The sequence below is a fragment of the Mycobacterium sp. genome (genome assembly GCF_032161845.1).
Lineage (GTDB): Bacteria > Actinomycetota > Actinomycetes > Mycobacteriales > Mycobacteriaceae > Mycobacterium.
The window spans coordinates 16,785-35,892 of the sequence record NZ_JAVRQA010000523.1; the positions used below are offsets into that span (position 1 = coordinate 16,785).

The window sequence follows — 19,108 nt, forward strand, 5'->3', positions numbered from 1 at the left end:
GCCAGACACCAATCGCATTGGTCCGTCAAACCGCTGCATCACGCCCAAATGTCAAGTATTGCTGGCGCATTGGCGGCAAGCCCGGTCTTGGGAAGCCCATACATCTCCTCGATCGTGGACAGCACGTTGTAGTGGCTGATCGGTGCGGCGTTGGTGCCCACCGGCACGTGGGCGCCGTAGAGGATCGTCGCGATCCGGTTATCGGCGCTGTCGTCGTCCTCGTCCCAGGTCACGATCAGCAGGCTGTTGTTCGACTTCGCCCATGTTGCATATGCCGCCAGGTTCCCCTGCAGCCAGCCGTCGGCCTGGGCGATGCTGCCATCGTGCATGTCGTTGTCCAAATTCGGGATCACGAACGATACGGTCGGTAAGCTCGCGTAATCCGAGCGGGCGCTGAACGACGAGAACGGCATCGACACCGTCGCAGGCACATTGCTGAAGTCGACCCACGGCGCGTGCTTTCGCGCGTACTTCCCAGCGGCGCAGATCGTTGAGCCGACTTGCGGCAGATCCTCGGCGAAGCCGCCGAACGTAAAGCCGCCCGCCAGGAGTTCCGAGGCAAGGTTCGGCGCGGCGCCCGCGTCGAGCGGGCAGACGTCCGATGACACCCCAAACGTGTTGCCCGCGAACACCGCCAGATAGTTGGGTTCACTGGGGTGGCTGACCGCGTACGACTGCGTCAGGAGCGTGCCGTTGCCGGCGAGGGCGTTCATGTACGGCGCGGAGCCATTGCCGACGACGCCGGTGCTGGCGTGGTTCTCCTCGACGACGATGACTACGTGCGCCGGCGGCGGGATGGGCGGCGCCGCCGCGGCCGGCGCCGGGGGACACAACGCGCATGTTGCGAGCAATGCGACGAAGCGGACCCAGGGCGTCATGCGTCAAAGTTTACGAGCCGACCATGCGACACCTTCGTATCGCCGCGGTTCGACATCGAGGCGGCGCACCGCTCGACGATGGCGAGTTGGGTGTCGACCTCGACCCGCCTTCCTGCTCGCCAGATCTGACAGAGAATTCCGTCACGACTTCGGATCGTCACATCCGCCGCTTCCAACGTCCTGAAGTGGATCGTCCCCCGCGGCCGGTGCGGGTCCGCGCAATCGACATTGCCTTGGCTGCGGCGGGGACAGATCGCAGACGCGTCGTGCGGGAAGCCATCTACATTGCCGACTGCACTCCAGACACCTGCGGTCGCGGTGGTCGCCGCACTTCGAGGAGACGCGACTTAGCTCAGGTACTCAAGTGTTGGATCAATCGCTCGGTCAGTTGGGCGGGTGCGTCCTCGGGTAGCAGATGCCCGGCGTCATCGATCCACGTCAGTCCGCGGTTGGTGACCCGTTGTTCGATCCATTGTCCGTGCGGTGCGGGCAGGATCGCATCGTCACGACCCCATAGCAGGGTGACAGGAATGTCGATGGTGTCCAGTAGGTGCTCGTATTCGGCGGTGTCGGTCTGGCTGAGTTGCCGGTACTGCCGGTAGAACGCGGCTTGCCCGTCGATGCCGAGCCATGGTGCCAAATACGTTTCGAGAACACCGGGGCGGTAACCCTTCTGAGTGCCATTGCGGAGGTGCGCAGTCACCAGCGCTTCGTGGGCGTACGCGGGAAGTTGTTCGAACACGGCGTGGTGGTTGCGGATCAGAGCGAAAAGGCCGTGCTCCCAAGTTCCTCCGGTGACGGCATCGAACAGCGTCAGATCCGAGTACACGGCGCCGTCGAGCAACAGTGCTCGCAGAACGATCGCGCCGCCGATATCGCACGCAACGACGCTGGGTTGCTGCAGGTTCCAGCGGCGTAGCAGCTCGGCGAAATTGCGTCCCTGCGCCACGAGGGTGAGGTCCTGGCCCTCGTGTTTGTCGGACTGGCCATAGCCGAGATGATCGAAGACGTAGACGTGCCGCCCGCGGCGGGCGAGCGCTAGCGCTACATCGCGCCATAGGAACGACGAATAGGGCGTGCCGTGAACGAGCACGACGGGCGGCCCCTCCCCGTAGGAGTCCCATCGCACCACGCCGTCGTCGAGTTCAGACGATTGAGTCAAGGTCCATGCCATACGAGTCCTCCAGACTCGGTTTCCAATCGGGTACACGTGCCGCTGGCGCATCAACAATATCGGTCGGCCAAACCTACGGCTGTTGCAATGATCTACGTGCGATCCGCCTGCCCGATGGCGCGCCACGGTGATCCCGTCGGCCGAACTTGTCGGGCATGTGCAAATCGTGGCGGCGCATGACCGCAGGGCGGCGACGACTTGGTGCTGACCCCAAACAGTCGGGGTGTGCCTTGGTTGAGTTTGTCTCCGGTCTCGACGCCGTGCCCTGCTCGCGACAAGGTCACCGCCGGCATCTCGTTATCCTTTGCGTCGGGCGCAGCCCGATGGGCCACGTTCACCGTTAGGAGCGACCAGCCGACCAAATTCCCTCAACTTTTTCTTCGCACGAATTGTCGGCAACGGTTCACGGGAAATCACCGAATTCGGCGATGAGTTTCCCTGTGGCTTCCAGTCTGTCTCTTAGACAGCCGATCACCCGACTCTTCGGAGGAGAACACCATGACCGCCACCTACACCTTCGACGTCTTCTCCAGCCTCGACGGCTATGGCGGCGTCAGCGGTGGGGACTGGGGTGGCTATTGGGGCAAGCAGGGCCCCGAATTGCTCGACCACCGCCTCGCCTCCTACGAGACGGAGCAGCGAATGGTCTTCGGGGCCAACACGTATCGAGCGTTTGCGCAGATGTTGGCCTCGGGCGCGGAAGAGTCGGTGAAGGACGCGTGGGTAACCCGGATGAGGAGTCTGCCAGCGACGGTGGTGTCGACCACCCTCGATGGACCGCTCGACTGGCCCGACGCGACCGTCGCGAGCGGCGACGCCGTCGACGTCGTCGCCAACCTCAAGGAACGGTCCGCGGTTCCGTTGCGCTCGCACGGGAGTCTGTCCATGAATCGGGCGCTGATGGCCGCCGGCTTAGTCGACTACGTCCAGGTGACGCTCTTTCCCGTGATCACCGGTCAAACCGGTGATGACCCGATCTTCCGGGGTGGGGCCGACTTCGACCTCGAGTTGGTCGAGAGCCGGACGCTCGACGGCCGGACTCAAGAGCTCGTCTACCGGCCCAAGCTGCACGTTTGAGCTATGCCAAGGGCATGTCGGGCAAGGGTGCGTCGCAGCGATCCCGGAAGTCGGTCGCCGCTTGCCTGACGTTCTTGAGCTCGTCGCGCACCTGCGGATTCGACTCCATGTACGCATCGATGTCGGTGCGCATCTCGTCCCGAGACTTGCCCTTGAGGCCGGTGAAGAAGTCGTTCACCTCGGGATGGGTGAAGAGGTAGGCCGACGTGTCCGCGGAAACGCCGGACATGACGCCGGCAAGGTCGGCGGCAGTGCAGTTCGGCGGATCGGCGGCGGCAATTGCCGACGTGCCGGCGAGCATCGCGCCGGCGATCATGCCGGTGCCAATCAGACTACGAACGAACATGTGAAACTCCTTGATCGGCTGGGTGGAGATACAACGAATTGTTCAGCGGCGTGGACCGATACCGCCTGGGCGGATGGGGCCGAGGGAGATGTCGAGACCCCAGCCGTCGTCGCAGTACCAGGGATCGGCGCAGTAGGAGGGGTAGACCGGACCCGCTGTCGGGGCGTCCGGGCCTCCGCCGCGGACGGTGCCCTGCGCGCACACGGTCGCTGCGCCGGCGTTGGTGCAGTCCGCTGCCGCGGGTGAGGCGGTCACGACGGCGACGGATATCAGAGTCAGGGCGAATCCCAAACTTAGGAAATGTAGTCTCGTTCGCACGTGTGCTGCCCCCCTGGGCTAGACGGTCTGCTGCCGTCGACCGTCTGCCGGCTGGCCGAACCGCTTCTCGCAGAATAAGACGCGGGGGACGACGCGGACGCGTTTTGGGCCGTTTCATGATCAGGTACTGCACAGTCGACGCGGCGATGGATGACGTTGTCAACGAAATGCGTGCCGCGGAAGCGTAAGTGGGAGGTCCATCGCCGATAGCAGGCCGGGCTTGGCGTCCACCACGTACGGATCGCGTTGACGACCCGCATCGCCGTCGAAATCATCGCTCCCGCACCCGAGGTCATGTTTGCTACCGGGTGCCGTGGGTTCGACCACGGTTGCCGACATGTCGCAGGCGATGTCGGGCTCGCCTTCGATGCGCACGCGGTAGACCGGATTCTCTCCTCCCGCCCGTCGACGACGGCGATGGCTTGAGTCCTCAGCGCCCCGCACGTGCCTGCCTTGGCCGTCCCGAAGGCCACCTCGAGATCGCGGTCGGTCGGTACTCGGTCGAACCTCTCGCGGACCTCGTCGATCTCGAGCCCGAGGCCGTCGGCGATCACGTGAAGGCCGGGCCCCCACTGAAAGCCGATCGCGCCGGGAGTCGCCAGCATCGGAGCGAAGTCCAGCGGTTGCCCGAAACCCATTGCGTTCATCATGGTGTCGACGACCGGGTAGTCGTCGTACAGCGCAACCTCGGTGGCCCGGATGGAGCGAATGGTCTTCGATTGGGTGGCGAGCATCAGCACCAGATGGTCGGCGGCGAAACCAGGTTCGATGCCGCTGGCGTACAACGACGCGCCGCCGGCGAGGGCGGCTTCGGTCAACTGATCGCACCAGCCTTGCGGCTGGAAGGTGGGTGGGTGGATGAGCCGATTGACCGTGGTGGTGACGACGTTGATCCCCGACTGCAGCAGTCGGACGTAGTCGGGAATTGCGGCCCCGTCGCGTTCTGGTCCAACCGCCGCGTAGACGACGCAGTCGGGCCGCATGTCGATCAAGGCGGCCGCGTCGTCGGTAGCGGTCACACCGATCGGGCAACCCCAACGATGTCACCCGCGTCGAGCCCGACCTTGTCCGGCGAATGAACCCAGACACCGATCAGTTCCAGGTCGGGATTTTCATCGACGGCGCGTACGGCGATGGCTCCGATGCCGCCGGTCGACCAGACCGCGACTCGGATGGGGACTTCGGCAAGGGTCAACCTCCTTCTCGGGGGATCACATGACGGTAGCGGGTAGCCGCGCCCAGCCTCGAACGCTCGCCGTGCGCGCCCGGGAGGCGTTCTCGTAGTCGACCTCCCAGTCGGGGAACCGTTTCAATACCTCTTCGAGTGCCACCCTGCCCTCCATCCGCGCCAAGGCCGACCCGAGGCAGAAATGCAGCCCGTGCCCGAAACTGAGATGCCGTGGATTGCGATGGATGTCGAAGCGATCTGCGTCGGTGTACTGCGCGCCATCGCGGTTGGCCGAACCGTTGAGCAGAAGCATCACCGAGCCCTGGGGAACGGTGGTGCCGTAGTACTCGGCTTCGCGAGCCAGGTACCTCGCCTGGACCGGCGATGGCGCCTCGTAGCGAAGAACTTCCTCGATCGCCGCGGGGATCAACGTGGGGTCGGCTACGAGTTCGCGCCGTTGGTCCGGATGGTCGGACAACAGCTGGCCGATGAAACCGATGAGCCGAGTGGTGGTTTCGTTGCCCGCGCCCGCGACGGTGCTGATGTAGGTGAGCAACTCGACGCGCGACAGGGTGCGACGGGTACCGTCCAACTCTTCCACTTCGGCATTGAGCAAATCCGTCATCAAGTCGTCGGACGGATGCTTCGCGCGCCATTCCACGTATTCGGCGAACTGGCCGATGGTCTTGGCGAACATGTCCGGGTCGACCTCGCCCGGTCGGCCGTCGGAGAGGGTGATGGTGGTGTCACTGTGGTTGCGAATGGCTTCCTGGTCCTGCTCGGGGATGCCGAGCAAGAAGCCAATGGTGCGCATCGGCATCAACGCGCCGATGTGCGCGATGAAGTCGAAGCCGGGCGATCCGATGAGGGGATCGAGTGCGCGCGCACAGAATTCGCGCGCCTTCGGCTCGACGGCGGCCATCCGCCTCGGGGTGAATACCCCTGACAGCAACTTGCGATGAAGATCGTGTAGCGGCGGGTCCTCGAACAGGATGATGCCCGGCGGCACGTCGACTCCGGACATGATGATGTCGGTGGTCGTGCCCTTCCCGGACCGATAGGTCTCCCAATTGGTCAACCCCGGTGCCACGTCCGCATGGCGACTCAGCGCAAAGAAGCCCATCTCGCGGTTGTGGTAGAGCGGTGCCTCCTCGCGGAGCCGCCGCCACACCGGATAGGGATCATCGTCGATGGCGAAGTCGTATGGATCGTAATACGGTTCGGCCGTGATCGTTTCGTTCACGAGCGCTCCTCAGTCTTGCCGATGGGTTGCGAACTAGTCACCTGGATGGATTCCTACGGCGGCTGAATCGGCACGCCGGGGAACAACACGACGTCGGGTCCCGACGTCACCCAACCGCCCAACTTCGTGGCGAGGTGGGGGGCAAAGACCGCGCCGTAGAGCACGTTTCCGACGATGACGACGGCCACGATGGACAGCGCCGCCGATCCGAATCGGCTCGTCGTCTTCGAGTCGGCCCACGTGTCGATGACGTTGCGCCCTTGAGAATCCGTACGCCCGAGTAGGTAGGTGAAGACCATCATCAGCACACCCATCGCGAGAGCGTCGTAGAGCGGGTACTGGTGAATCGACCCCTCGAAGATCGCCAGCCCTGGGATCACGCGGCCGTAGTAGAAGACGCCGAGTCGGGCACCCACGAACCCATTGAAGAGGAGAGCCCACAGAAATCCGACGACGAGGCCAACGACCAAGAGCGTAATCGGCCTGCGCCAGTGAAACTTCGAGCTCAGCCATCGACCGAGCGGGGCGCCGATCACCGCGGGCAGTACGAAGTACTGGATGTAGCCGATCGGCACCGATGACGGCAGTCCACCACCCCACGTCATGTTCAGCGGCCACCAGGACGGCATGCGCGGCAGAGCGGGTGGAAACTGCGCGTACATCGCCCAGTCGTAGGGCGCCTCGATCCAGGAGAACGAGATCGCCGAGATGCACAGGAGCAAGAGTGGGTGGAGGCGGCCGCGGCGGTACGAAAGGTAGCAACCGATGGCGAGGAACGCGATCCCCCCGAGGTAGGCGAAGATCATGGCGGCCGTCACTATCGGCGTCAACTCGGGGCTTCCGGATTGTGCTGCTGGCTGGGGGCTCGGCGTGCCTCCGGATCGAACCGGAGGACGAGGCCGAAGATGACGGTGATTAGCCCGAACAGCGTGCCCAACATGATGATTACGCCGCCGTTCACCTATCCTCCCGGGCCGTTGGGCCACTTGAGGAGAGATCCACCGTCCACTCGGATCTGCTGTCCGGTGATGTAGCGGCTCTCGTCGCTGGCGAGGAAGACCCCAAGGTTGGCGCTGTCCTCCGGCTCGATGTACGGGATGGGCATGGCCTGGAAGATGGTGAACAGCGGCTCGGCGTCCTCGCGGGTGGCCTGCTTACCCGCTGCGGTGAGGTCGGGACGGAACATGCTGTACATGCCGTCGTTCTGCAGCAGGTGCGTATTGCAATTGGTCGGATGAATCGCGTTCACCCGGATCATCCGCGGAGCGAGATGCATGCACATCTCCTCGACGTACTCCATCACCACGCGCTTGCTCCACCCGTAGCCTGCACCGCCCGGGCCCATGTTCGGGTTGTCGGTGGTACCGCGAATCATCCCCGCCGTCGAACCCGTGACGATGATCGATGAGCCGTCGGGCAGGTGCGGCACCGTCACCGCGACGGTGTTCATCACGCCGAGCAGGTCGACGTCGGAGGCATCGACGAAGGACATCGCGTCGTGCGGCCTGCCCATCGCCATCGGAAGGATTCCCGCATTGGCGACGACGATGTCGATCTTGCCGAGGTCGGCCAGCCCCGCATCGACCGCCTCGCGGAGCTCGTGGCGCTCGCGCACGTCGGCGATCCTCGCGACGACGCGGCCCCCGGCTTCTTTCACGGCGCGTTCCGTTTCGGCCAGGTCGTCGGGTGTGGCCAGCGGATATGGGTTCGACTCGATCTGCCTGCAGATGTCGATCGCGATGATGTCGGCGCCCTCCCTCGCCATCGCGATTGCGTGCGCCCGGCCCTGGCCGCGCGCGGCGCCGGTGATGAACGCGACCTTGCCTTCGAGTCGACCTGCCATCCGACCTCCCCTGTCCGCCGAGCATCGTCGCCCCAAATATTTGTTCCAGCTTAGGGACCGAGGTGATGCGGACGCAAGACCCTCGCCGAGAATCCACCGGGGAGAGCGGAGGGGCCGACGTCAGTCGGTGCGGATGGCGATGCCTCGCAGCACCGTGTCACGACTGTGAATGAGTGCCCCGTTAGTGCCGAGCTCGCGGAGAATGTTCTCCGGAATCCATTGCACCCCAATGACACAACGGGCCAGGATGTCGACCGTCGGAGTGTCGATGCGGATCTCGCCACTCTTGATGCCCTCGGACAGCAAGGCCTTCATCTGTCGCACCCTGGTGGAGTACGACCAGCCCGGCTCCGCGACGTCTGGGGGAGTCTGGCGCATCCACGCGAGTTGGATGCGGAACTCGTCGGGAAAGCGGTCGAGCGCGTTGATGTTCAGCCAGCTCAACGCGTCGAGCTTCTCGACCAGGCTGGATTTCGAGCGAAGGATGTCCGACCAAGCGCCGCCGACTTTGTGGCCGAATGACAGCATGATCGACATCAGCAGCTCGTCCTTGGACCCGATCACCCGGTAGACGGTGCCGGTGCCAAGACCTGCGGCGGAGGCGATGTCGCGGATCGTGGTCATCTCGTAGCCGCGGCGGCCGAACTCGGCGCGAGCCACGGCACGGACGTGGACGGCCTTGTCGTCGCCGTCTTCGTCGCCGTCGCCCCAGGTCTTGATGACGTCGTCGGCGGCGGCGAACGCTGCCGAGCGGTCGAGCGCGGCGTCGGTGGCTTGTCGGCTGGCGAGACCGTCGAGGTGAATGCGGCACAACACGGTCGCCACCCGTTCTGGGGACGACTTGTGTCGAATGACGTCGAGTCCGACGTGCAGCATGCTCTGACAGATCCGGTCGGCGAGGGTGGGGAGTTCGAGATCGGACCGGATGTATCCACTCCACCGGCCGGCGCGCAGCAACTGCAGCATCGCGGCCTGGATGGCGGCGGGCCGTTGCTTGGTCAATGCCATGAGTTCGGGGTCGGCACTGGGACCTTCGAAGAATGACATCTGCAACGCGGCCCGGTGCTCGACCGCGCATCTGGCGATGGCGCAGCCCAATTCGATGATCTGCTCGGGAAGGGGACGCGAGTCGGGTTGGTCGAGTCGCGCCAGTGCGGCTTCACCGATCCGGTCGAGTTCGGCGTGGTAGCGGCGTACCAGCTCGACGAGGATGGCTTCCTTCGATTCGAAGTGGTGGTACAGACTGCCCGCGAGAATGCCCGCCGCGTCGGCGATCTGCTGCAACGACGTGCGCAAGCCGGACGCCGCGATGACGGAGTTCGCGGTCTCGAGGATCTCGGTGCGCCTGGTTGCCTCGCCGCGGGACACTTCGGTGCCTGCGGTGTCCGGCACGGGCTTGGAACTGCGCACCGTCATCGCCTCCCGTGTCTCGAGAGTCAGAGTCTAGCGACCCGGAACACGAATGGGGCGCAGCACATGCGATTGACTGGCTCCGGCGCGAACCCTAACCTTGGAACAGATATTTGGTCAACGCAGCCGGAGGTGATCCGTGGTCGGTGGCGATCGACTGGACCGGTTCGTCACGGTGGCGTCGGCGTTGGCCGGTCGGTCGATGGCGCTGGAACCATTGTGTCCTGGTGACCCGCCGTGGACCGACGGACAGACCATCTTCGTCGACGCGACGGCGGCTCCGTCGGCGATTCTCGAGGAAGTCGCCGTACAGTCGTCGCTCGTCGCGGCGGAAAGCCTCGATGCCGACATCGTTCGGGCTCTGGTGCGTCGCGCGCGGACGGCCGAGAGATATCTCGCGATCGAGGGGCATCGGGCGCTCGTTGCGAATGCCGGCCTCCTTCCTGCCGTACTCGTCTCGCTGGCGGATCCCACCACCGCAGGGCGCAGTGACTCGCCTGCCGAGTCGCTGTCGATCGCGACCGGGAAGCACGCAGTTCCCAAGTCGCCGAAGGCGTTCGGGATGATCCGGTCGAGGAAGGTGCTGGCCGCCAGTGAGCGACGGGCGAAGTCGGTCGACCACGAGTCGGTGGGGCACGTCCCGCGTCGCGATGGCAACCGCGAACTCGAAGAACTCGACGACGGTGAGATCGCGGATGCCGACAGCGGCCCGGACCTCTTCACCAGTCCGGTCGGCGGCGGTGGATTCCTCGGTAAGTGGCTGAAGAAGATGTTGTCGTCACAGCGGCACTCCGTCGGCAGCGGAGGAGGGCCACCGGGCGCGGATTCCCCAACGCACCGCACGAACTCGGCGAACCGGGGGGCAAACGCCGTCTCGTCGACGGCGACACCGGACTCCGAGGAATGCGTCGATATCCGGACCGGTGGCGTGACGTACCCGGAATGGGACGCCAACCGAAGGCGCTACCGGCCTGATTGGTGCACGGTGCGCGAGGTCGAGCCGCAGGTGAAGCCGTCTGCTAGCCAGGTGATCGAGGACGCCTTGGCCTTTCGTCGTCCGCTGGCACGGCTTGGGATGGGGCTTCACCGCCAGCATCGACAGGCGCAGGGCGACGACATCGACATCGACGCCGCGGTGGAGGCACGGGTCGAGTTGAGGGCGGGCTCGGTGCCCGACGAAGCGGTGTACCTCGACAGCCTGCGTCGGCGTAGGGATCTGTCTGCGCTGGTGCTACTCGACATCTCCGGATCGGCCGCCGAGCCTGGCACCCTGGGGCGTACCGTCCATCAGCAACAGCTGGTGGCTGCCGCCAATCTCACTGTTGCGCTGCACGATCTGGGCGACCGGGTGGCTCTGTTCGCCTACAACTCCCGTGGCCGCGGCGCCGTTGACTTGGTTCCGGTCAAGCGGTTCAACGATCACCTCGACGGCCGCGTCGTCCAACGGCTCAACAGCCTCGAACCGGCCGCATACTCGCGACTGGGGGCGGCCATCCGACACGGCTCAGCCGTCCTGGAGAGCCAGGGCGGAACATCGCGGCGGGTACTGGTCGTGATCTCCGACGGATTGGCCTACGACCACGGGTATGAGCGTGGGTACGGCGCAGCCGATGCCCGGCGCGCACTCACCGAGGCACGCAGGAGGGGGACCGGTTGCGTGTGTCTGACGGTGGGCGCGAGCCTCGACACAGCGTCCCTTCGGAGGGTGTTCGGTACAGCGGCGCATGCGGCCGTCGATCGGCCCGAGCAGTTGGTGGGCGTCATCGGGCCTTTGCTCAGGTCGGCCCTGCGCTCGGCGGAGGTGCGGCGCCGGACATCCTTGAAACAAACATCTGTTCCGCGCTAGGCTCGGCGCACCGCAGCGGAGCGCGACTGGAGGGAGGTGACGTCGATGGACGAGCAACGACTCGCGAGTCAAAACGGTGCGCCCGCCCGACCGAACGCGACGCGTCCCTACTACGAGTTCGTCGGCGATGAAGGCGCGGTATTCAAAGCTGCCTATCGCCAGGGACTCTCGCTCCTCCTGAAGGGTCCGACCGGATGTGGGAAGACGCGCTTCGTCGAGGCCATGGCCTACGACTTGCAGCGGCCGCTGATCACGGTCTCGTGCCACGACGATCTGACCACCGCCGACCTCGTCGGCCGATACCTCCTGCACGGCGACGAAACGGTGTGGGTCGACGGGCCCCTGACCAGGGCGGTTCGCGAGGGGGCGATCTGCTATCTCGACGAGGTGGTGGAGGCGCGCCAAGACACCACCGTCGTGCTGCATCCGCTGGCGGACTACCGGCGCCAGCTTCCCATCGAGCGACTAGGCGTGACACTCGACGCCGCGCCAGGGTTCGGGCTGGTCGTGTCGTACAACCCGGGTTATCAGAGCGTCCTCAAAGACCTCAAGGACTCCACCAGACAGCGAATGGTCGCCATCGAATTCGGCTTCCCCGCGCCGGGCGTGGAAGAGGCCATCGTCGCGCACGAAGCAGGAGTCGAACGCGCGGTCGCGGCAGAGCTGGTGCGGTTCGGCCAGGTCATCCGCCGGTTGGAGACCGGCGCGCTGCGGGAAGTGGCATCGACGCGGGTGCTCATCGCGGCGGGCCGGCTGGTCGCCGAGGGGTTGCCGCTGCGGGTGGCAGCCAGGGCCGCCGTGGTCGGTCCGCTCACCGACGACGCGATGATGGGCCGTGGGCTCGAAGATCTGATCGACGTATATCTCGGCCGACCGGATGGTCCGACCGATTGACGCTCGACGGCGTCCCATCTAGACTCTGAACAAATATTAGGTTCTGACAATGGCACGGTTCTCGTGGCCAACGGAGGTCGGGTGTCCTACGAAAGTACTTCCGAACCGATCAAGGTCGGCTACCTGATGGACTTCACTTTGCCGCCTGGGTTTCCGGAGGATTTGCAGGCCTCCTTTACCCGGTGCTTCGACCTAGTCTTCGCCGAAGCCGTCGAGCAGGGCGTCATCGATCGCCAGGTGCAGATGATCTATCGCGAGGTGGAGGGCCTACCCAAGGGTTCGGTGAAGGCCGTGATCGACGCCTTCGGGGAACTCGTCGACGAGGGTTGCCTGGTGGTGTTCGGACCGCACATCACCGACAACTGTGTGCCGACGCGCGAGGCGATCGAAGAGCGCTTCCGCGTGCCTGCGATCAGCGTCACCGGCACCGATGACTGGCTCGGCGAGTGGACCTTTGCATTTCCTCAGGGCTCCTTGACCGACGAACCGATATTCCTGGCCGACCTGGTGGCCAAACGTGGTATCGCCGAGATCGGCGTGCTCGTCGAACAGAACCTCATCGGTGAGAGTTACGTGAAGAACCTGCGAAAGGCATTTGCTCGCAAGGGTATTCGGATCGTCGCGGAGGCTGCCATTGCCCAGACCGCGCAGGACATCGACGAAGCCGTCCGGACCTTGCACGATGCCAAGGCCGAAGCAATCGTGCACCTCGGATTCGGCTTTGGAATCGTATTCATCAACCCCGCGCTAGAGGCCGTCGACTGGGACCCGCCGCGGTTCACCACGACCGCATTCCAGAACGCCTGGGTCAACCCCGTCATGTGGAACGCGTTCATGGGCTGGGTTGGCGTCGACCAGTACGACGAGGGCAATGCGATCGGTCAGGACTTCCTGGATCGCTACGCGACGAAATACGACGGCAGTCGCCCCGAATTCTGTGTGCCGGTGGTGAACCGCGACGTGGCCGCCACCTTGGTGCGTGCCTTCGCCGACGCCCATCCACTGAGTCCGCGCGGGGTGAAGGAAGCACTCGAGCGGGTGAAGATGATGCCCGCCGCCTCGGGTGCACCCGGAACCCGGGTGTCATTGGGCAAGTGGACTCGCAGGGCCTGGATGGGGTCGGGCTATCTGGTGGCCCGGATGCTGGACGCGGACGGCGTCAACTCACGACTCGTCGACCGCTTCGGAGAGGAAGATCGATGACCACTCGCGAACCGCTGGCGGAAGCGGAGCGTGCGCCCGCCAAGCCTGCCGCTACCCGGAACTGGGGCGGCTGGATTGGGTTCGTCGCTCTGATGGCGTTCTTCGCCCTGTTCGCATTGTCGTCGCGAAGGGATCTGGACCCTCGCGTCGCGAACCCGAATGTGGCTGGCAGGCCACGGCCGGTCGAGTTCCTGTTCGGGTTCGACCACTGGGTGTACCTCCACGAGGCAGGCACCGTCATTGCGCTGATTGCGTTGATCGTCGTCTTCGTCGTCGGCTGGAAGCGCAACCCGGGCAGTCCGGTCATGCTGATGTTCCTGTGCACCACGCTGATCGTGTGGCAGGACCCGATCATGAACTGGGCGCCGTTTGCGGTGTACAACCCCGAGCTGTTGCATTGGCCCGAATCGTGGCCCCTGGTGATGTTGTCGCCGAGCGTGGAACCGTTCCTGGTGTTCGGCTACGTGATGTTCTACTTCGCCCCGTACTTCCCGGCAGTCTGGATACTGCGAAGGCTGCAGGCGAAACATGGCCCCGAGGCATTCGTGTCGCGGCACCCGCTGATCAGCCTCGGCGCGCTGGCGTTGGTCATCGGCTTCATCTTCGACGCCTGCTTGGAGATCTTCCTGGTGCGGACCGGCATGTACGTCTACTCGCAGGTCATTCCGTTCGGGTCACTCTTCGCTGGCACGACGTTCCAGTTTCCGCTGATCTGGGAGTCGTTGTCGGTGTGCTTCGTGATGGTTCCCGCCGCGATCCTGTGCTACCGGGATGACACCGGCAAGTCGGTGGCCGAGAAGCTCGCCACCAGGGCAAGGGTGTTCCCGAAGAAGCCGGTGCTGGGCACCTTCGTGGTGATGTTCGCGATCATGAACGTGTCGTACTTCGCCTACGGCGCCTGGTTCGCGGTCATCAAGGCCAGCGGCGCGGCGACGTCAGTCGCCTGTCCGTGGCCCTACCCAGAGGCGAAAGTGTATGACCCGCAGGGCTACTACGAGAAGGCTGGCGCCCAGTGGCCGTACTCCGTCGGCAAGTGGGCGACGTGGCCGAGCGGTATGCCCAATGGGCGGCCGGAGGTACGACCGCCGCCGCCGGGCCAGGGGGCCTGCGCGCCGGGGCACGGGAATGGTTGAGCCGCGCACGGTCGTCATCACCGGTGCTTCCCGGGGTCTCGGCTTCGCCTCTGCCAAACATCTCTATCAACAAGGCTGGCGCGTGGTCGCGGCGATGCGATCACCGGACGCAGGCCTAGCGCTGTTGCGCGACGCGACGGGGGCGGGCCACGATGACGACCGCCTCATCGCCGTGCCGCTCGACTTGACGGACCTCGCGTCGATCACCGCCGCCGCGAAGTTCGTTCAGGAGGCGGTCGGCGCACCGAATGCTCTAGTGCACAATGCGGGCATCTCAGCGGCGGGCATGGTGGAAGAGGTATCAATCGAATTGTGGGAGCGCATGTTTGCGACCCACGTGCTAGGCCCCGTCGCGCTGACGAAGGCGCTGCTGCCCGTGATGCGGGAAGCCGGCCGCGGTCGGGTCGTACTGGTCTCGAGCGTCAACGGCGTTCGTGGGATGCCCGCCACCGCGCCATACTCATCGGCGAAGGGGGCACTCGAGGGGTGGGGCGAGTCGCTAGCGGGTGAGATCGCGCCCTTCGGCCTTGGCGTGTCGATACTCGTCACCGGAATGTACGACACCGACATCATCACCGATGCGGGCACCACCGACGATCGGGACTTCGACGGACCCTACGCGCGCTTGCACAACCCCATGAACACTCGGGGCCGCTTCGCGACGAGATTCGCACGACAACCGGAGCGCTTCGCGATCGGGCTGGCCAAGGCGCTGGAGGACCGCGGACCGTTTCGCAAGCACGGGGTTGGCCCCGATGCGCGGATGCTGTTGCTGTGCAACAGACTTCTTCCTGGATCGGGTATGCACCACTTGATCCGGCTGGCGCTCGGACTACCGCGGCACGGTGCACTGCGTGGTGCTGATGACTGAAACCACGGCAGCGGCCTACGAGTCACGGATGATGATCGACGGCAAACTCGTCAACGGTGAGGCAGGTACGTTCGCCAACGTCAACCCCGCCACCGAGGAGGTGCTCGGCGAGGTCACCGATGCGTCGAAGGCTGACATGCACCGCGCCATCGACGCGGCCCGGCGGTCGTTCGACGAAACCGACTGGTCGACCAACCATCAACTGCGCAAGCGGTGCCTGGAACAGCTGCACGAAGCGATCGAGGGCGAACTCGAAGAGCTACGTGAGGAACTCATCAGGGAGGTGGGCGCCCCACGCGCCGTCACGCACGGACCGCAGTTGGACGCGCCGATGGAGGACGGGCTCAAGTACCCGGCCAGGCTGATCGAAACCTTTCCGTGGGAAACCGATCTCGGCGACAAGGTGGTGTCCGTAACCGGCGTCAACACGACGCGGAAGGTCTGGCACGAACCCGTCGGGGTGGTCGGCGCGATCGTGCCGTGGAACTTCCCGTTCGAAGTCACCATCAACAAGCTCGGGCAGGCATTGGCGACCGGAAACACCGTGGTGCTCAAGCCGGCTCCCGACACGCCATTCAACGCCACCCGGCTCGGCAGGCTGATTGCCGAGCACACCGACATCCCGCCGGGCGTCGTGAACGTGGTGACCGCGTCAGATCACTTCGTCGGTGAAGAGCTGACGTTGTCGCCGAAGGTCGACATGATCTCGTTCACCGGTTCGACGGTGGTGGGGAAGCGGATCATGGAGAAGGGCGCCGCGACCATGAAGCGCCTGTTCCTCGAACTCGGCGGCAAGTCGGCCACGATTGTGCTCGAGGACGCAGACTTCAACATGGCGTGCCTCATCGGGATCGGCCCCTTGATGCACGCTGGCCAGGGTTGCGCTGCCCCGACTCGGATGCTGCTGCCCCGCTCTCGGTACGACGAGGGCGTCGAGATCCTCAAGGGCATCTACGAGAACATCCCGGCCGGTGACCCGCAGGATCCCGGAACACTGTGCGGACCCGTCATTTCGGCCAAGCAGCAGGCACGCATCCTTGGCTACATCCGAAAGGGCGTCGACGAGGGCGCGACGATGCTCGTCGGCAGCACCGAGCCACCGAAACAGTTCGACAAGGGATTCTGGGTCAGTCCAACCCTTTTCACCAACGTCGACAACTCCATGACGATCGCCCAGGAGGAGATCTTCGGGCCCGTCCTGGCCGTCATCGCCTATGAGGACGAGGACGACGCCGTCCGCATCGCCAACGACAGCCCCTACGGGCTGGCGGGAAACGTGATGTCGAGCTCGCTGGACCGGTCGCTCGCCGTCGCGCGGCGGCTGCGGGCCGGCTTCATCGGGCTCAACGGCACCGCGGGGTACGGCGCCGACACGCCGTTCGGCGGTTATAAGGACAGCGGCGTCGGTCGCCAGAACGGCCTCGTCGGATTCAGCCAGTACACGGAAGTGAAATCCGTGGCCTATCCAGCCCAATAGAGGAGCAGGCATGGAACAACTCTTCGATGATCTCGAAGACTTCGGGTCGTTCGACGACGCGGTATCCGGCGACGTGCGCGACCCGTACACCGAGCTGGCCCGGCTGCGGCGCGAGGAGCCCGTGCAGCGGCTCGAGACGTCCGGGATGATGCCGCACGAAGAATCGTTGCCGATGTTCATCGCATACCGGCACGAGGACATCCAGGAGATGCTGCGGGACAACGAGACCTACTCGTCATCCGGTGTGATTGCGGCGTTCGGCCCGGTGCTGGGTGAGCGGGTGATGCTCGGCGTGGACGAACCCATCCACGGGCGGCTGCGGTCACTGGTCTCCAAGGCCTTTACCCAGAAGTCGTTGGCCAGGTGGGAAGACCAGCTCGTCGGCCGCGTGGGCAACGGTCTGATCGATCGATTCGCGGCAAACGGTTCGGCCGACCTCGTCAAGGAGTTCACCTTCGACTACCCGAGCCAGATCATCGCCGGCCTCCTCGGCCTTCCGGAGAAGGACTATCCGCAGTTCCAACGATGGTCCATCTCGCTGCTGAGTTGGATGATGAATCCCGAACGAGGCCTCGCGGCGTCCGCGGCCCTATGCGAGTACTTCGCGCCGATTTTGCAGGCGCGCCGAGCCGAACCGAAGGACGATTTGATCAGCGCGCTCGCCGCCGCCGAGATCGACGGCGAGAAGCTCGAGGACGAAGAGATCTATTCGTTCCTGCGACTTCTTCTGCCTGCCGGCGTCGAGACGACGTACCGCTCACTGGGCAGCTTGCTCTTCGGGCTCCTGTCCAATCCCGCGCAACTGGAAGCAGTCCGCGCCGATCGTTCGCTGCTTCCGCAGGCGATCGAAGAGGGCGTGCGATGGGAGTCCCCCTTGCTGACCATCACACGTGTTGCGACGCGGGACACCGAACTCGGCGGGGTGCCCATTCCCGCGGGCGCGACGGTGATGCCCATGCTGGGGGCGGCAAACCGGCAGGACGACCGCTACCCGGACCCGAATGCGTTCGACATCTTCCGACAGGCGAAGGGAAATCTCGGCTGGGGCTATGGCGTCCACGTGTGTCTGGGCATGCACCTGGCCCGCCTCGAGATGCGCACTGCCATCAACCTTCTGCTCGATCGGCTACCCAACCTCCGGATGGATCCCGACGGTGGCGATCCGCACATCCGCGGTCAGGTGTTTCGTTCGCCGACTTCCTTGCCGGTGTTGTTCGACCCGGTGGTTGCGACGTGACCCAGGACTTCGAGTCGGTCGACTACTTCTTCGACCCGTCGTTGGTAGGAGATCCGTACCCGTACTTCGACTATCTCCGGTCGCAAGGCCCGGTGCGACCGGCGACGCAGCATGGCGTCGTCGCGGTCACCGGGCACCCCGAGGCGCTTGCCGTCTATAAGGACCCCGCCTTCTCGTCATGCGTCGCGGTCGCGGGACCCTTTCCGCCCCTTCCCTTTGCGCCAGAGGGCGACGACATCGGCACGCTCATCGAAGAACACCGGTCGGCCATCCCGATGGCCGAGCACGTCGTCACGATGGACTCCTTCGACCACACCAAGACACGGGGGCTGCTCAGCAAGCTGATTACGCCAAAGCGGTTGAGCGAGAACGAAGACTTCATGTGGCGGCTAGCCGACCAACAACTCGACACGTTCGTGGCCAACGGTTCATGTGAGTTCATGGAGGACTATGCGAAACCGTTCGCGATGCTCGTCATCGCGGACCTGCTCGGGGTGCCCGTCGAGGACCATGCCGAGTTCCGCCGAGTGTTGGGCAACGAGGTCGTTGGCGACATCAACGAGGGTGACACCGTCGCGCACAACCCGCTTGCCTGGCTGGACGACAAGTTTCGGGAGTACATCACCGATCGGCGCCGGGCGCCGCGCGACGACGTGCTGACCAAACTGGGTGCGGCCACCTATCCGGACGGCTCGATCCCGGAGGTCGAGGAGGTCGTCAAACTGTCGACGTTCCTGTTCGCCGCGGGCATGGAGACCACCACCAAGCTGCTCAGCACGGCCATGCGGGTGATCGCCGAGCGGCCGGACCTTCAGAAGATCCTGCGTGACGACCGCGCACTGATCCCCGGCTTCCTCGAGGAGTCGCTGCGGATGGAGAGCCCGGTGAAGAGCCACTTCCGGCTGGCCCGCACCTAGATCAGTTTTGTTGTTGTTATTTTTGGGTATGTGTGTTTTTTGATGTTTATATCTGGGTGGTGGAAGTTTGATT

General features: G+C 64.7%; 17 protein-coding genes and 2 pseudogenes. 9 read left to right on the forward strand and 10 right to left on the reverse strand.

Annotated features, from left to right (window positions below; all coding sequences use genetic code 11):
- Window positions 1–38: 38 nt before the first annotated feature.
- Both QOD90_RS28825 and QOD90_RS28830 read right to left on the reverse strand, forming a co-directional pair.
- Window positions 39–878, reverse strand: coding sequence for an alkaline phosphatase family protein (locus QOD90_RS28825; protein ID WP_526355552.1), 840 nt, complete (start codon window positions 876–878; stop codon window positions 39–41).
- Window positions 879–1,230: 352 nt separating this feature from the next.
- Window positions 1,231–2,040 (reverse strand): alpha/beta fold hydrolase, encoded by an 810-nt coding sequence (locus QOD90_RS28830; protein ID WP_526355554.1) that lies wholly within the window; start codon window positions 2,038–2,040, stop codon window positions 1,231–1,233.
- 510 nt (window positions 2,041–2,550) lie between these two features.
- Here QOD90_RS28830 and QOD90_RS28835 point away from each other — a divergent pair.
- Window positions 2,551–3,129 carry a dihydrofolate reductase family protein gene (locus tag QOD90_RS28835; RefSeq protein ID WP_526355556.1) on the forward strand — a complete coding sequence of 193 codons (579 nt, stop codon included), beginning with the start codon at window positions 2,551–2,553 and terminating at the stop codon, window positions 3,127–3,129.
- 1 nt (window position 3,130) lies between these two features.
- On the opposite strand, the gene QOD90_RS28840 is transcribed toward QOD90_RS28835, so the two are convergent.
- The 8 genes and pseudogenes from QOD90_RS28840 to QOD90_RS28875 all read right to left on the reverse strand — a co-directional run bounded on the left by QOD90_RS28840 (window position 3,131) and on the right by QOD90_RS28875 (window position 9,463).
- Window positions 3,131–3,475 carry a hemophore-related protein gene (locus QOD90_RS28840; protein WP_526355558.1) on the reverse strand — a complete coding sequence of 115 codons (345 nt, stop codon included), beginning with the start codon at window positions 3,473–3,475 and terminating at the stop codon, window positions 3,131–3,133.
- Between the two features lie 42 nt (window positions 3,476–3,517).
- Window positions 3,518–3,730 carry a hypothetical protein gene (locus QOD90_RS28845; protein WP_526355560.1) on the reverse strand — a complete coding sequence of 71 codons (213 nt, stop codon included), beginning with the start codon at window positions 3,728–3,730 and terminating at the stop codon, window positions 3,518–3,520.
- Window positions 3,731–3,952: 222 nt separating this feature from the next.
- Window positions 3,953–4,967: pseudogene (locus QOD90_RS28850) on the reverse strand (NAD(P)H-dependent amine dehydrogenase family protein).
- A gap of 37 nt (window positions 4,968–5,004) precedes the next feature.
- On the reverse strand, window positions 5,005–6,204 hold the full coding sequence (locus QOD90_RS28855; RefSeq protein ID WP_526355562.1) for a cytochrome P450: 1,200 nt from the start codon (window positions 6,202–6,204) through the stop codon (window positions 5,005–5,007).
- Window positions 6,205–6,257: 53 nt separating this feature from the next.
- Window positions 6,258–7,010 (reverse strand): spirocyclase AveC family protein, encoded by a 753-nt coding sequence (locus QOD90_RS28860; RefSeq protein WP_526355582.1) that lies wholly within the window; start codon window positions 7,008–7,010, stop codon window positions 6,258–6,260.
- Between the two features lie 20 nt (window positions 7,011–7,030).
- Window positions 7,031–7,165 carry a hypothetical protein gene (locus tag QOD90_RS28865; protein WP_526355586.1) on the reverse strand — a complete coding sequence of 45 codons (135 nt, stop codon included), beginning with the start codon at window positions 7,163–7,165 and terminating at the stop codon, window positions 7,031–7,033.
- On the reverse strand, window positions 7,166–8,047 hold the full coding sequence (locus tag QOD90_RS28870; RefSeq protein WP_526355564.1) for a mycofactocin-coupled SDR family oxidoreductase: 882 nt from the start codon (window positions 8,045–8,047) through the stop codon (window positions 7,166–7,168).
- Between the two features lie 120 nt (window positions 8,048–8,167).
- Window positions 8,168–9,463, reverse strand: a complete 1,296-nt coding sequence (locus QOD90_RS28875) for a TetR/AcrR family transcriptional regulator (protein WP_526355566.1) — start codon at window positions 9,461–9,463, stop codon at window positions 8,168–8,170.
- Between the two features lie 196 nt (window positions 9,464–9,659).
- On the opposite strand from QOD90_RS28875, the gene QOD90_RS28880 reads away from it, so the two are divergent.
- The 8 genes and pseudogenes from QOD90_RS28880 to QOD90_RS28915 all read left to right on the forward strand — a co-directional run.
- Entirely contained in the window at window positions 9,660–11,303 is a 1,644-nt protein-coding gene (locus tag QOD90_RS28880) for a nitric oxide reductase activation protein NorD (RefSeq protein WP_526355584.1), read from the forward strand.
- Window positions 11,304–11,348: 45 nt separating this feature from the next.
- Entirely contained in the window at window positions 11,349–12,197 is an 849-nt protein-coding gene (locus QOD90_RS28885; protein ID WP_526355568.1) for an AAA family ATPase, read from the forward strand.
- Between the two features lie 81 nt (window positions 12,198–12,278).
- Window positions 12,279–13,400, forward strand: a complete 1,122-nt coding sequence (locus tag QOD90_RS28890) for an ABC transporter substrate-binding protein (protein ID WP_526355570.1) — start codon at window positions 12,279–12,281, stop codon at window positions 13,398–13,400.
- On the forward strand, window positions 13,397–14,533 hold the full coding sequence (locus tag QOD90_RS28895; protein WP_526355572.1) for a spirocyclase AveC family protein: 1,137 nt from the start codon (window positions 13,397–13,399) through the stop codon (window positions 14,531–14,533). Before QOD90_RS28890 ends, QOD90_RS28895 begins: the two co-directional genes overlap by 4 nt.
- Entirely contained in the window at window positions 14,526–15,404 is an 879-nt protein-coding gene (locus QOD90_RS28900; protein WP_526355574.1) for an SDR family oxidoreductase, read from the forward strand. The genes QOD90_RS28895 and QOD90_RS28900 overlap by 8 nt, the downstream gene beginning before the upstream one ends.
- Window positions 15,397–16,881 (forward strand): aldehyde dehydrogenase family protein, encoded by a 1,485-nt coding sequence (locus QOD90_RS28905; RefSeq protein ID WP_526355576.1) that lies wholly within the window; start codon window positions 15,397–15,399, stop codon window positions 16,879–16,881. The genes QOD90_RS28900 and QOD90_RS28905 overlap by 8 nt, the downstream gene beginning before the upstream one ends.
- 10 nt (window positions 16,882–16,891) lie before the next feature.
- On the forward strand, window positions 16,892–18,118 hold the full coding sequence (locus tag QOD90_RS28910; RefSeq protein WP_526355578.1) for a cytochrome P450: 1,227 nt from the start codon (window positions 16,892–16,894) through the stop codon (window positions 18,116–18,118).
- Window positions 18,115–19,032: pseudogene (locus QOD90_RS28915) on the forward strand (cytochrome P450); the annotation flags it as partial. The gene QOD90_RS28910 and the pseudogene QOD90_RS28915, both read left to right, overlap by 4 nt.
- Window positions 19,033–19,108: the final 76 nt, after the last annotated feature.

Excerpts from the sequence above, each read along its gene's own strand:
- QOD90_RS28825 (WP_526355552.1), bottom strand. The coding sequence starts at position 878 with ATGACGCCCTGGGTCCGCTTCGTCGCATTGCTCGCAACATGCGCGTTG.
- QOD90_RS28835 (WP_526355556.1), top strand. The coding sequence starts at position 2,551 with ATGACCGCCACCTACACCTTCGACGTCTTCTCCAGCCTCGACGGCTAT.
- QOD90_RS28840 (WP_526355558.1), bottom strand. The coding sequence starts at position 3,475 with ATGTTCGTTCGTAGTCTGATTGGCACCGGCATGATCGCCGGCGCGATG.
- QOD90_RS28860 (WP_526355582.1), bottom strand. The coding sequence starts at position 7,010 with ATGATCTTCGCCTACCTCGGGGGGATCGCGTTCCTCGCCATCGGTTGC.
- QOD90_RS28870 (WP_526355564.1), bottom strand. The coding sequence starts at position 8,047 with ATGGCAGGTCGACTCGAAGGCAAGGTCGCGTTCATCACCGGCGCCGCG.
- QOD90_RS28875 (WP_526355566.1), bottom strand. The coding sequence starts at position 9,463 with ATGACGGTGCGCAGTTCCAAGCCCGTGCCGGACACCGCAGGCACCGAA.
- QOD90_RS28880 (WP_526355584.1), top strand. The coding sequence starts at position 9,660 with ATGGCGCTGGAACCATTGTGTCCTGGTGACCCGCCGTGGACCGACGGA.
- QOD90_RS28885 (WP_526355568.1), top strand. The coding sequence starts at position 11,349 with ATGGACGAGCAACGACTCGCGAGTCAAAACGGTGCGCCCGCCCGACCG.
- QOD90_RS28895 (WP_526355572.1), top strand. The coding sequence starts at position 13,397 with ATGACCACTCGCGAACCGCTGGCGGAAGCGGAGCGTGCGCCCGCCAAG.
- QOD90_RS28900 (WP_526355574.1), top strand. The coding sequence starts at position 14,526 with ATGGTTGAGCCGCGCACGGTCGTCATCACCGGTGCTTCCCGGGGTCTC.
- QOD90_RS28905 (WP_526355576.1), top strand. The coding sequence starts at position 15,397 with ATGACTGAAACCACGGCAGCGGCCTACGAGTCACGGATGATGATCGAC.
- QOD90_RS28910 (WP_526355578.1), top strand. The coding sequence starts at position 16,892 with ATGGAACAACTCTTCGATGATCTCGAAGACTTCGGGTCGTTCGACGAC.